12 protein-coding genes and 1 pseudogene are annotated in these 12379 nt (G+C 74.3%); 6 read left to right on the forward strand and 7 right to left on the reverse strand.

Going from position 1 to position 12379, the window contains the following annotated elements; genetic code table 11:
* Positions 1-1401, reverse strand: a complete 1401-nt coding sequence (locus AB0O36_RS12505) for a carboxyl transferase domain-containing protein (RefSeq protein ID WP_365108001.1) — start codon at positions 1399-1401, stop codon at positions 1-3.
* A 144-nt stretch (positions 1402-1545) separates the two neighbouring features.
* A complete protein-coding gene (locus AB0O36_RS12510; RefSeq protein ID WP_365108004.1) occupies positions 1546-2223 on the reverse strand; it encodes a LysE family transporter in 678 nt (225 codons plus the stop codon).
* A gap of 69 nt (positions 2224-2292) precedes the next feature.
* Here AB0O36_RS12510 and AB0O36_RS12515 point away from each other — a divergent pair, with 69 nt between their 5' ends.
* Positions 2293-2754, forward strand: coding sequence for an Lrp/AsnC family transcriptional regulator (locus tag AB0O36_RS12515; RefSeq protein WP_365108007.1), 462 nt, complete (start codon positions 2293-2295; stop codon positions 2752-2754).
* Here AB0O36_RS12515 and AB0O36_RS12520 read toward each other — a convergent pair.
* From AB0O36_RS12520 to AB0O36_RS12530, 3 genes are read right to left on the reverse strand one after another with little or no spacing between them, the layout of a single operon-like run.
* Positions 2741-3943 (reverse strand): serine hydrolase domain-containing protein, encoded by a 1203-nt coding sequence (locus AB0O36_RS12520; protein WP_365108009.1) that lies wholly within the window; start codon positions 3941-3943, stop codon positions 2741-2743. The two genes, AB0O36_RS12515 and AB0O36_RS12520, sit on opposite strands and share 14 nt — an antisense overlap.
* Before the next feature lie 37 nt (positions 3944-3980).
* Positions 3981-5651: a GAF domain-containing protein gene (locus tag AB0O36_RS12525; RefSeq protein ID WP_365108011.1), complete on the reverse strand. Its 1671-nt coding sequence runs from the start codon at positions 5649-5651 to the stop codon at positions 3981-3983.
* Complete coding sequence (locus AB0O36_RS12530; protein ID WP_365108014.1) at positions 5648-6685, reverse strand: rod shape-determining protein; 1038 nt, start codon at positions 6683-6685, stop codon at positions 5648-5650. The genes AB0O36_RS12525 and AB0O36_RS12530 overlap by 4 nt, the downstream gene beginning before the upstream one ends.
* Before the next feature lie 212 nt (positions 6686-6897).
* Here AB0O36_RS12530 and AB0O36_RS12535 point away from each other — a divergent pair, with 212 nt between their 5' ends.
* Complete coding sequence (locus AB0O36_RS12535; RefSeq protein WP_365108016.1) at positions 6898-7683, forward strand: triacylglycerol lipase; 786 nt, start codon at positions 6898-6900, stop codon at positions 7681-7683.
* A 28-nt stretch (positions 7684-7711) separates the two neighbouring features.
* On the opposite strand, the gene AB0O36_RS12540 is transcribed toward AB0O36_RS12535, so the two are convergent.
* Positions 7712-8230 (reverse strand): hypothetical protein, encoded by a 519-nt coding sequence (locus AB0O36_RS12540; RefSeq protein ID WP_365108299.1) that lies wholly within the window; start codon positions 8228-8230, stop codon positions 7712-7714.
* A gap of 106 nt (positions 8231-8336) precedes the next feature.
* Here AB0O36_RS12540 and AB0O36_RS12545 point away from each other — a divergent pair, with 106 nt between their 5' ends.
* Positions 8337-9185 (forward strand): hypothetical protein, encoded by an 849-nt coding sequence (locus AB0O36_RS12545; RefSeq protein WP_365108019.1) that lies wholly within the window; start codon positions 8337-8339, stop codon positions 9183-9185.
* A 104-nt stretch (positions 9186-9289) separates the two neighbouring features.
* Here AB0O36_RS12545 and AB0O36_RS12550 read toward each other — a convergent pair whose 3' ends face one another.
* Positions 9290-9712 carry a MarR family transcriptional regulator gene (locus AB0O36_RS12550; protein ID WP_365108022.1) on the reverse strand — a complete coding sequence of 141 codons (423 nt, stop codon included), beginning with the start codon at positions 9710-9712 and terminating at the stop codon, positions 9290-9292.
* Between the two features lie 94 nt (positions 9713-9806).
* Between AB0O36_RS12550 and AB0O36_RS12555 the strand changes: the two genes are divergently transcribed.
* From AB0O36_RS12555 to AB0O36_RS12565, 3 genes and pseudogenes are all read left to right on the forward strand, one after another.
* On the forward strand, positions 9807-10838 hold the full coding sequence (locus tag AB0O36_RS12555) for an NADP-dependent oxidoreductase (protein ID WP_365108024.1): 1032 nt from the start codon (positions 9807-9809) through the stop codon (positions 10836-10838).
* 64 nt (positions 10839-10902) lie between these two features.
* Positions 10903-11328: an organic hydroperoxide resistance protein gene (locus AB0O36_RS12560; protein ID WP_365108027.1), complete on the forward strand. Its 426-nt coding sequence runs from the start codon at positions 10903-10905 to the stop codon at positions 11326-11328.
* Between the two features lie 84 nt (positions 11329-11412).
* Positions 11413-12153, forward strand: a pseudogene (locus tag AB0O36_RS12565) (EI24 domain-containing protein); the annotation flags it as partial.
* Positions 12154-12379: the final 226 nt, after the last annotated feature.

A 12379-nucleotide genomic window follows, 5' to 3' on the forward strand; every position in this document is an offset into this window, starting at 1 on the left:
TCAGCCCTGCTCGGTGCCGTCCGCGGCGACGGTGCCGACGATGCCGCGCGCGACCCCCAGGTCCACCAAGTCCTGGGGGCGCAGCCGCAGTTGGTCGGCGGTGGCCGGGGCCTGGTCGGCAGGGCGTTTGAGGATGGCGGCGGCGAGCTCCGGCGCGATGACGGAGAAGTAGCTGTCCGGGGTGGCCCAGGTGTTGCCGGGGGCGGCGAGGGCCAGGGCGCCGCCCGAGCCGCCCTCCCCGATGAGCAGGGTGGTGACCGGGACGGTCGCGCCGGCCACCGCCGCGAAGGCGTCGGCGATGGCCGCACCCGCCCCGGCGTGCTCGGCGGCCGCGTCGTTGGCCGCACCGGGGGTGTCGACGAGGGTGAGGACCGGGATGCCGAGCCGGTCCGCGAGCCGGATCAGCCGGGCCGCCGCCCGGTAGCCGGCCGGGCGGGTCGCGGTGCCGCACTGGGCGGCGTAGGCGACGGTCCGGCCCGCCCGGAGCCCGAAGCCGCACAGCATGCCGGGGTCGGTGCCGCCGGCGCGGTCGCCGGAGAGCGGCAGCCGGAAGGCGAAGTAGGCGTCCAGGTACGCCGCGGCGCGCGGGCGGTCGGGGCGCCGGGCCAGGCGTACGGCGTCCCAGCCGGTCTCCGGCGGCGATACGTCGGCCAGCGCGGCGGGCGGGTCGGCGGGCTGCGCAACGGGGCCGGGCCGGTCCGGGTGCGGGCCGGAGAGGAGGCGCAGCCAGCCGGACAGGGTTTCGCGGAGCTGCGGCGCGGGCACGACGGCGTCCACGTGGCCGGCGGCGTACTGTCCCTCGGCGGTGTAAGCGGCCGGGTCGGCGTCGGCGGGGCGCACCCGGGAGCCGGCGAAGCCGACCTGGGCGCCGGGCAGGGCGAGGACCACGTCGGCGCCCGCGCCGAGGGTGGCCCAGCCGCCGCCGGTGGTGGGGTCGCGCAGTACGGCGATCTGCGGGAGGCCGGCGGCGCGGGTGAGCACCGACTGGCGGGCGACCCGCTGGAGCTGGGTGAGCGCGAGCATGCCCTCCTGCATGCGGGAGCCGCCGGTGGCGATCAGGGAGACCAGGGGGAGGCGGTGCGCGCGGGCGTGGGCGTACGCGGCCTCCAGGCGGTCGCCGGTGTGCCGGCCGAGGGAGCCGCCGAGGTACCCGAACTCGAAGGAGACGAGCACGGCTCGGTGGCCGCCGATGCGGGCGGTACCGACGACGACGGACTCGCGCTCGCCGGTACGGCCCGCAGCCCGGGCCCGTGCGGCGTCGTAGCCGGCCCAGCCGAGGGGGGCGTCGGGGGCGTCTGCCGGGCCGGCCGCGGACTCGGGCGCGGGGACGGTGAGTTCGGCGAAGCCGGCCGGGTCGGTGACGGTGGCGATTGCCGCACGGGCGGAGAGTCGGGTGGGCACGGAGCCACCCTAGGGCGGGCGGGGCGGTCTGGTCCGGGCTGCGCCCCGACTGTGCCTCACGCCACGCGCTCCGGCGGGGCCTGGCCGGGCGGGCCCGGCGGCCGCGACACCGCGCCTGCCCACACCTCCGCCGAGCCGGCTCGGTCAGGGGAGGGGGAAGGCGATCTTGACGGCGTAGGCGGCCACCAGGGCGTAGCCGAGGCGGAAGCTCCAGGTACGGATCGCGGGGGAGATGCGGTTGCCCGCGAAGGAGCCGACGGCGGCCAGGAACTGCTGCCAGGCCATGGACGCGAGCAGGACGCCGGCGACGAACGCGCTGGCCCGGCCGGTGCTGCCCAGTTCGGCGCCCTGGGCCGTGGTGAGCGCGGCGAAGTAGAGCGCCGTGGTCGGGTTGACCGCCGTCAGGGCGACGTAGCGGGCGAAGGTGCGGCCCGCCCCCGCACCGGAGCCCGCCCCCGTGCTCGCGCCCGCGTCCGCGTCCGCCTCCGGGTCCGGGGAACGCGGACCGCGCAGGGTCGACCACAGGCCGTGCCCCGAGAGGCTCAGCAGGATCGCGGCCGCCGCCAGCCGGACCCAGGCCTCCACCGGGGTCACGTGGGAGGCCACCCAGGGGCCCACCACCACGGCCACCGCCGCGTAGGCGAAGTCCACCGCCGCGATGCCCGCGGCCCCCGCCACCGCCGCCTTCCGGGACCGCAGGGCCTCCTGCAGCAGCAGCACGCTCATCGCGCCCATCGGTACGGCCACGCCCAGTCCGGCCACGGCTCCGGCGGCCCCGGAATTCATCCATGCATGCGTCGACGCAAGCGTCCATGTGCTCATGCGGGCAGCCTGCGGGGGCCGGGCGGGGAGGGGTGGGCGATTACCGGCCCGCGCTGCGAGAATCGCGGTATGGACCGTCTGGACAGTGAGATCCTCGGCATTCTGCAGCAGGATGCGCGGATCTCGTACCGTGACCTGGGGGTCCGCGTCGGACTCAGTGCCAACGCCGCCGCCGACCGGGTGCGCCGGATGCGCCGCGACGGGGTGATCCGCGGGTTCACCACCGTGGTCGATCCGGCCGCCGACACCCGCGGCGGGCTGCTCGTGTTCATCGACGTCACGCTGCGGCTGGACACCGGCAACGACGAGTTCGAGCGGGCGATCGCCAAGCTGCCCGGGATCACCGAGGCCGTGCACGTCACCGGCGCCCACGACTACATCGTCCGGGCCCGGGCGGCCGACCCCGCCGCGCTGGACTCGCTGTTGCGCCGGCTCAAGACCGAGGCGGGGGTCGCCCAGTCCAACACCCGCATCGCGCTGCGCGCGGCCAACCGCGGCGGACCGTCCGGCCAGGCCCTCAGCCCGCCTTGAGCTGTGCCTCCGGGGCCAGGTGGTTCGCGATCGCCACCAGGACGTTCGTGCTCGCGTTCGGCACCGTGCTCCCCGGGCCCTGGGTGGCCGCGGTGGCGATGGCGAGCTTCCTCGCGGGCAGGTACGCGACCGTGCCCGCGTAGCCGGCGAAGGACGGGTTCTGCAGGATCCAGCCGTTCGCCACGGCCAGCCCCAGCGCGTACGAGACGTTCGCGTCGATCTTCGAGACCGGGGTGAGCTGGGTCCGGTGCGACCCGGCGGTGAGCAGGGTGCCCTCGCCGATCGCGGTGAAGGACTTCGCCATGTCGGCGAGCGTTCCGGTCATCACCGCGCCCGGTGCCAGCGTCCACGAGGGGTTCCAGTACGTGGAGTCCTCGAACACGCCGCGCTCGTTGTCGAAGCCGTGCAGCACGGGCGGGTCGATCACGGCGGTGGCCGGGTTGGACGTCGAGGTCAGCCCCATCGGCTCCAGGACGCGTTCGCGCATCACCCGGTCCAGCGGCATCCCCTCGACTTTGGAGATGATGTCGCCGAGGATCACGAAGTTCGCGTGCGAGTAGGCGAATCCCGTCCCCGGCTGCCGTACCAGCGGCTTGGTCACCGAGATCTTCACCAGCTCGTCGGCCGTCCACTGCCGGAAGGGGTTCTTGTACAGGGCGGCGAGGAACCCCTCGTCCCGCACGTAGTCGGCGTAGCCCGAGGTGGTCGCGGCCAGCATCCGCAGGGTGATCCGGTCCGCGTGCGGCAGGTCCGGGCGCCACCGGGAGACCGGGTCGTCCAGTCGGACCCGGCCCTCGTCCACCAGCCGCAGCAGTTCGGTGGACAGGTACGGGATCGCGACCGCGCCGATCCGGAAGCGCATGTCGGGGGTGGCGGGGACGCCGGTCATCGTCGATCCGGCCGCGGTGGCGGTGACCTTCTCGCCGTTGACCCACACCTCGGCCATGGAGGCCGTCAGCCGGTACTTCGCCAGGGCCTGGGAGACCTGCCGACGGGTGAACTCCGCGGTGTCCGCAGGCAGGCAGGTGCCGCCGCGGGCGGTCTGCCCCGACGGGCACTGCCGTTCGGTGCCGTGGGCCGTGCCGCGGGCCGTGCCCGGTCCGTGGCCGCCGAGTCCGTGGCCGGCCGCCAGGGACACGCCCAGCAGCAGGTTCAGGCCGAGCAGGACGACCGTCCTGGGAGCGCGCACCGTGCCACCTCCTCCTGTCCGTTGCGGGGTCCGCCCTTCAGAGGGCGGACTCCCAGGTCAGCGTCGTCCCCCTGGTTCCGGCCCCGGTACGGCCGTCGTCGGTCACGGTGAGCCGTACGGCCGCCGGGGTGGCGTCCACCTCCACGTCCACCGAGGTCACCCCGGTGCGCCGGTGCACCGCGGCCAGCGCGCCCCGCAGCGCCGCCAGCAGGCCGGCCGCCACCGGCTCCGGCACCAGGGTGTCCACCGCCCCCGCGAAGCGCACGGACGGAGGGAACCCGAACAGCACCCCGGCTCCGCCGGTCTCGCGCAGCACCCGGCCCCGGAAGGTGGCGGGTGCCTCCGTCGGCGGCTGCTGGAGGGCGAAGATGGCCGTGCGGACCTCCTGGATCGTGGAGTCCAGTTCGTCCACGGCCCGGCCCAGGTCCTCGCCGACGCCGTTGTCGGCGGGCGAGGCGGAGGACCGCCGCCGGGTGCTCTCCAGCATCATCTCCGTCGCGAACAGCCGCTGCACCACCAGGTCGTGGAGGTCGCGGGCGATCCGGTCGCGGTCCTCGTACACGGCCAGCTGCTCGCGGTCGTACTGGGCGTGCGCCAGGACCAGGGCGAGCGCGGCCTGGGAGGCGAACTGCGAGGCCAGCAGCCGGTCCACCGCGTCGTACGGGACGCCGCCCCGTGCCCTCGGCAACGCCAGGGTGCCGATCAGCCGGCCGCCGCTCTGGAGGGGGAGCAGCATGCTGGGGCCGAAGAGCTCCCGCACGCGCGTGGTCATCCGCGGGTCGGTGGCCGAGTCCTCCACGAACACCGGTTCACCGCCCAGCAGCTGCTCCAGGACCGGGCTGCCGGGCTCGATGGTGGTGCCGACCAGGTCCCCCGGGTCGCCGTGGGTGGAGGCGGCCACGATCTCCATGCCGCCTTCGGGGGTGGGCCGGAGCACCACGCCCGCCGCGGCGTCCGCCAGCCGCCGGGCCCGGTCCGCGACGCACATCAGTGCGTCCTCGGCGGGGCGGCCGGTCAGCAGGGCGGTGGTGACGGCCGCCGCGCCCTGGATCCAGCGCTCCCGGCGGCGTGCGGTGTCGTAGAGGCGGGCGTTGCCGATCGCGATGCCGGCCTGGGAGGCCAGCACCCGCAGCAGGGCGAGGTCCTCCTCGGTGAACGGGCCGTCGTCCTGCTTGTCGGCGAGGTAGAGGTTGCCGAACACATCGGTGTGGACGCGGATGGGGACGCCCAGGAGGGAGCGCATCGGCGGGTGGCCGGGCGGGAAGCCCGCCGCGCGCGGGTCGGCGGCGAGGTCCGGGACCAGCAGGGGCCGGGGGTCGCGGATCAGGGTGCCGAGGAGTCCGGAACCCTCGGGGAGGTGGGGGATCCGGGCGCGTTCGGCATCGGTCAGGCCGGCGGTGTACAGGTCGGTGAGGCGGCCGCGCTCGGGGTCGACGACCCCGAGCGCGGCGTAGCGGGCGCCGCTGAGTTCGGCCGCGGAGTCCACGATGTGCTGGAGGGTGGAGCGCAGTTCCAGCCGGGAGCCGACGCTGAGGACGGCTTCCAGGAGCACCGGAAGCACCGGCAGTCCGGGCTGGCCGGGATTCCCCGGCTTTCCGGTGTTCCGGGTGTTCCCGGTGTTCCCGGAGATACCGGGAACACCGGGTTGCCCGGGGTCTCCCGGGTCGCCGGCCGGCGCGGTGGTGCCCCCGGCCGGTTCCGGGGTCATCCGGTGGTGGGGTCGAGGACCATCGGGGAGATCTTGCCTTCCAGCATGGCGCCGACCCCGAGGATGGCGCACAGATCGGGTCGTTCCGCGATGGCCACGGGCATGCCGGTGGCGTCGCGGAGCATCTGGTCCAGTCCGGGCAGTACGGCGCTGCCGCCCACCATCATGATCCCGCGGTCCGTCAGATCGGCGACGAGGTCCGGCGGGCAGTCCCGCAGCACCCTGCTGATGACGTCCGGCACGGCGGTGAGCGGGGCGTGGACGGCGTTGCGCACCGCCGCCGTGTCCACCTGCACCGAGCGGGCCAGGCCGGTGGCCACGTCCAGGCCGGTGATGAGGGTGGAGCTGGGGCCGCCGGGGGTGAGGCCGCTGTCGTGCAGGGCGACCTGGAGCGGCCGTACGGCCTGGCTCGGAAGCATCAGCTTGTGGGCGAGCCGGAGGTGCTGGACCACCGCGTGGTCCACGGCCTCGCCGCCCACCGGTACCCGCTCCGCGGTCACCACGGAGCCGAGGGAGAGGACCGCCACCTGGGTGGCCGCCGCCCCGCACACCATGATCATGGTCGCGGTGGGCTGCTCCACCGGCAGGCCGCAGCCCACGGCTGCCGCGATCAGGGTGTCGACGAGTTCCACCCGCCGGGCACCGAGTCCCACCAGGGTCTCCACCGTGGCCCGCTGGGCCAGCGGATCGGCGTCGTGCGGGGTGCAGGCGGCGGCGCGGAGCCGGGGCTTGCGGCGGAGGGCGCGGCGCAGCTTCTCGCCCAGGAGGTGACGCAGCATCCGCTGCGCCATCTCGATGTCGACGACGGTGCCGCCGGAGACGGGGCGGACCACCCGGATGTAGTGGGGGGTGCGGCCGGTCATCCGCTCGGCGAAGGAGCCCACGGCGATCAGTGCGCCGGTGCGCGTGTTGATCGCGGCACAGCTGGGCTCGTCGACCACGAGGCCGGCGCCCTTCACGTATACGCGGGTCCGGGCCGCCCCCAGGTCGACGGCGACGTGGCAGCGGCGCAGCTGCTCAAGACTGACGGTCACGGCAGATCCTCCCGAGAGCGCTGACGCAGGAAGTCCGGCGGCTTGCCGGGTGCATTTCATAACTTTCCCGGGAAAACGGGCCATCGGCCTGTTGGGCTGCTCCGGTCGAGTGCCCGTCGGCGTGCTGCACGGGGGTGGATTTCTGTACCGACAGGCCGGACCATGCCCTGACTGCCTTCGCTACTCGTGCGTAACAAGGTAAAGGGGCCACGTTGCTGACGACCCGCCAGAGCCTTCGTGATCTTCCGGCGCCCCGCCCGGCGCGCCGCCTTGCCCTCGCCCACGGGCCGGTTCTCGCCCTGCCCCTCGCCCTGTTCCTCGCCCTGGCCCTCTCCCTCGGCGGGGCGCTGCTCGCACCGGCCTCCGCCCGGGCCGCGGCGGCCGCCCCCGACCGGGCGGCCGCCCGAAATCCGGTGGTCCTCGTGCACGGTTACAACGCCGACCCCGGGGTGTGGGGCGCGCTGCGCGAGGACCTCCGCGCCGACGGGTACGCCGACTCCGAGCTGTTCTCCTGGGGTTACGACACCCACCAGTCGGTCAACGAGGTGCTGTCAGGGCGGCTCGCCGCGTACGTGGAGGAGGTGCGGAGGCTGACCGGCGCGGCCAGGGTCGACGTGGTCGCGCACTCGTTCGGGTCGCTGCCGGCCCGCTGGTACGTGAAGTTCGGCGGCGGCGACCGTACGGTCGGCCGACTGGTCTCGCTGGCGGGACCGAACCACGGCACCTCGACCGCGTGGGCCTGCGCCCTGTGGGACCAGGCGTGCCGTGACATGACCCCGAACTCCTACGTGCAGAAGAACCTGGCCGCCGGTGACGAGACCCCGGGCGCGGTCCGGTACGCCACCTTCCGGTCGGACTGCGACGAGGTGATCAACCCGGACGGCAGCGTCGCGCTGGCCGGGGCGCTGAACACCGGTGTCGGCTGCCTCAAGCACAACGGCCTGCTCGGCGACGACGCCGTCTCGGCCGGCGTCCGCGCCTTCCTCGCGTCCCCGTAGTCCCGGCCGGGAGCGGCCCGGAGGGCCCCTACGGCAGCTCTTCGCCGGCGACCGTCACCCGCTGGAGCAGCCCGTACGTGAACTCGGCCACGCAGGACCGCCCCTCCCGTTCGAAGGCCAGCCGCCACCGGGTCGGGGCGGTCCCCTCCATCGGCCGGACCGGGGCGAAGGCGCGGGCCACCTCGTCCACCGTCGCCGACCAGGGCCGCAGGTCCGCGAGGCGGTCGAGTGCGGGCCCCGGCGCGTCCGGCGCCCGTACCAGCCAGTCGTTCCACACCGCCCCGCCCGGCCCGGCCAGCACCTCGAAGTGCAGGCCGGGCCAGAGGGGCAGCGGCCACTGCAGCGCCGTGCACTCCAGGTCCCCGATCGTGCGGGGGGATTCGGACACGGGCGGCCCGAGCACGGACCGGTAGCGGGCGAGGGCCCCGCGGGAGCGCGGGGAGCGGACCATCGCCTGCCAGCGCCGGTTGGCCTCGCGCTGCTCGGCGAGAGAGGCGCCCAGGCGCAACCGGGCCTCTTCTGCGAGACCGGGCTGGAAGTCGGCCATCCGGCGGAGCAGCACCAGCTGGAAGGCGCGCGGTCCGATTTCCACACAGGATCCTTACGTCGTCGCGATGCGGTTGTTGTGCTCCAGCGCATAGCCTGCCTGCCCCATGGACTACTGCCACGCGTGCCACAGGTACCTCAACGGCGCACTCGCGTGTGCCGGATGCGGAACCCCTGCCGAATACCTCGCCCCCGCGCCGGCCGCTGCCGCCGCGCCCGTCCCCGCACCGCAGGGGCGGGGCGGGACCCGCCGGGCGGGCCGGGGAGCCGGGGGCCCGTACGCGCCGGACGGTGCGGAGGGGGCCGGGGGCGCAGAGGGCGTGGAGGGTCCGGGCGAACTGTCGGTCGTCCTCGGCGGGCCGTACCAGGGGCGCGGCAGCGTGCGCGGGGCGGCGCGGCGCAGGGTGGTCCAGCGGCGGCGCCGCCGGACCGCGCTCACCGCCGGGCTCGGCCTGCTGGTCGCGGCGGGCGGTGTGGTGCTGGTGGCGCAGGTGACGGCCGGGTCGGAGCCCCAGGACCGGGCCTCGACGGTGCTGCTGCAGGACGACTCCCGTCCGCAGGAGCCGGAGCCGGAGCCGACCGGGACCTCGGGCGCGGAAACCGTGGCGCCCTCGCTGGGGCAGGCCCCGCGCTCCTCGGCCCGGCCCAGCCGGGGGGCCGTCCGTACGGGCACGGGCACGGGCTCGGCCGCACCGGCTCCGGGCGCCTCCGGGGCGCCCGAGCCGGGCGGGACGGAGGCGTCCGTGGAGCCCGGCACGTCGGCGCCCGGACGCTCGCCGAGCGGATCGGCCTCGCCGAGCGCCTCCTCGAAGAAGCCGGGCAAGCCCAAGACCACGTCCTCGGGCGGTGCCTCGCCCAAGACCTCCGCCCCGCAGTCGCCGCGGCCCCTTCCCACTCCCACTCCCTCGCCGTCACCGACGAAGGAGTGCCACTGGTGGGAGATCTTCGGCTGCTGAGCCGCGTGGGCTGCCGAGCCGAGTCCCCCGCACAGGGCCGTGGGCCGCGCCCTTCGGATCGGGCCCACGGGGACGCCCGCCCCCGGGCGGGCGCGGACCGTGCGTCAGTCCAGCATCCGCTTGAGCAGGTCCCGCAGCAGCACCCGCTCGGCCGTGGAGAGGCCGGCCAGCGGCTCCCGCGCGAAGCCCAGTGACGCGCGCAGCTCCGCAGCGGTCCGCAGGCCCTCCTCGGTGGGGGCGGCCATCTTCACCCGGCGGTCGGCCGGGTCCGGGCGGCGTTCCACCAGGCCGCGGCCCTCCAGGCGGTCCACGATGCCCGTCACGTTCGACGGCTCGCACTTCAGCCGCTCCGCGATCTTGCGCATCGGCAGCGGCTCCAGGGACAGCAGGCCGAGCAGCTTGGCCTGGGCGCCGGTGAGCTGGTGCCCGGCGGCCGCGTGCTCGTACTCCTCGTGGTAGCGGGCCACGACGGCGCCGATCAGGTCGACGACTTCGAGGGTGACGGGGTCCATCCGGCTGGTGCTCATGGCACCAGGATACCCGTTTGCTTGACAACATGAAATATCCAGGGGCATGGTTGTTTCACGACCTGAAGTAATTCACGGATCTGGAGCTTCCCTCATGTCCGAGCTTTCCCCCGCGCTTCCCGCCGTCAGCCGCGAATGGCACCTCGTCGCCCGCCCGCAGGGCTGGCCGACCGCCGCCGACTTCGCCCTCCGCGAGGCCCCGGTCACCGAGCCCGCCCCGGGCCGGATCCTGGTGCGCAACCTCCACATGTCGGTGGACCCGTACATGCGCGGCCGGATGAACGACACGAAGTCCTACATCCCGCCGTTCCAGCTGGACCGCCCCATGGAGGGCGGCGCCGTCGGCGAGGTCGTGGCCTCCGCCGCCGAGGGCTTCCGGGTCGGCGACCACGTGCTGCACCAGCTCGGCTGGCGCGAGTACGCCGACGTGGACGCCCGGCACGCGGTCAAGGTCGACGGTTCCATCGCCCCCCTCTCCGCCTACCTGGGCGTGCTGGGCATGCCGGGCCTGACGGCCTACGCGGGCCTGTTCGAGACCGCCTCCTTCAAGGAGGGCGACGCCGTCTTCGTGTCCGGCGCGGCCGGCGCGGTCGGCAGCCTGGTCGGCCAGTTCGCGAAGATCAAGGGCGCCTCGCGGGTCATCGGCTCCGCCGGCTCCGACGCGAAGGTCGAGCTGCTCACCGGCACGTACGGCTTCGACGCCGCCTTCAACTACAAGAACGGCCCGGTGGCCGAGCAGCTCGCCGCCGCCGCCCCCGAGGGCATCGACGTCTACTTCGACAATGTCGGCGGCGACCACCTCGAAGCGGCCATCGGCTCGCTCAACATGCACGGCCGCGCCACCCTCTGCGGCGCGATCGCCCAGTACAACGACACCGAGCCGGCCCCCGGCCCGCGCAACATGGTCGCGGTGATCGGCAAGCGCCTCCGCCTCCAGGGAATCCTGGTCGCCGACCACTACGGGATGCAGGAGCGCTTCGTGAAGGACGTGGCCGGATGGCTGCGCTCCGGCGAGCTGCGCTACGACGAGACGGTCGTCGAGGGCATCGAGAACGGCGTGGACGCGTTCCTCGGCATGCTGCGCGGCGAGAACACCGGAAAGATGATCGTTTCTTTCACCGGTTAGTCTCTCTGTACACCGTCACGACCGTGGGCGCGAGTCGGGGCGACTACCAGGAGGATCTTCTTACATGTCCATCCAGCAGTCCGACGTGCTGTACACCGCTGTCGCCACCGCCGAGAACGGCCGTGACGGCCGCGTCGCCTCCAACGACGGCCAGCTCGACGTCGTCGTGAACCCGCCGAAGGAGATGGGCGGCAGCGGCGCCGGCACCAACCCGGAGCAGCTGTTCGCCGCCGGCTACAGCGCCTGCTTCCAGGGCGCCCTCGGCGTCGTGGCCCGCAACGAGAACGCCGACATCTCCGGCGCCACCGTGACCGCCGAGGTCGGCATCGGCAAGAACGACGAGGGCTTCGGCATCATCGTCAAGATCGTCGCCTCCATCCCGGCCGTGGACCAGGAGCGCGCGAAGGACCTCGTGGAGAAGGCCCACCAGGTGTGCCCGTACTCCAAGGCCACCCGCGGCAACATCACCGTCGAGCTCTCCGTCGCCTGATCCGGCGCCTGCCTGACGTAGCAACCGCGCTACAAGGCCGCACCCTCCACCGGGAGGGTGCGGCCTTCGCCGTAAGCTGCGGACATGCGTGATTTCGGTGGGGGGTTCGGCTATCTGCTGGCCGGACAGAAGTGGGTGTTCCGGCACGGCCGGTGGTTCGGTTTCGGGCTGCTGCCCGGCCTGGTGGCACTGGTCCTGTACACCGGTGCCCTGATCGGCCTGGGCATGGGTGCCGACGACCTGGTCGCCTGGGCCACGCCCTTCGCCGACGGCTGGTCCTCGCCCTGGCTGGGCCTCTTCCGCGGCTCCCTGACCGCCCTGTTCTTCGGCCTCGGCCTGTTCCTCGCGGTGATCACCTTCACCGCCGTGACGCTGCTGATCGGCGAACCCTTCTACGAGTCCCTGTCCGAGCAGGTCGAGCGCAGCGAGGGCGGTGAGGTCCCCGAGTCCGGCCGCTCGCTGGTCCAGGAGCTGTGGATCTCGCTCAAGGACAGCCTGCGGGTGCTCCTGCGGGTGCTGCTCTACGGCATCCTGCTCTTCGCCGCCGGTTTCATCCCCGTGATCGGCCAGACCGTGGTCCCGGTCATCGGCTTCTGCGTCTCCGGCTTCTTCCTCGCCCTGGAGCTCACCGCCGTCGCCCTGCAGCGGCGCGACGTCGACCTGGACCGGCGGATGGCCCTGCTGCGCTCCCGGCGCGGCCTGGCGCTCGGCTTCGGCGTGCCGCTGGTGCTGGCCTTCCTGGTGCCCCTGGTCGCGGTCCTCCTGATGCCGGGCGCGGTGGCGGGCGCCACCCTGCTCGTCCGGGACCTGCTCCCGTCCGAGCCGGCCGACGGCCGGGACGACTCCGACGACTCCGATGCCTCGGACGACCCCGACCGCTCCGACGGCTACGGCGGCTACGGCGGCTCCCACGGCTATGGCAGCCACGGCGGCTCCCACGGCGGGGCGGGCCACGGCCAGGGCCACGGTCCCTCCTACGGTGCCGGCCCGGGCACGGCAGGCCCGGCCCCGGCCGGCCCGTACGCTCCCGCCCCGGCCGCCGGCTTCGGCC

Origin of the sequence: Streptomyces sp. NPDC089799, assembly GCF_040684755.1 — a bacterium.
Taxonomy (GTDB): Bacteria; Actinomycetota; Actinomycetes; order Streptomycetales; family Streptomycetaceae; genus Streptomyces.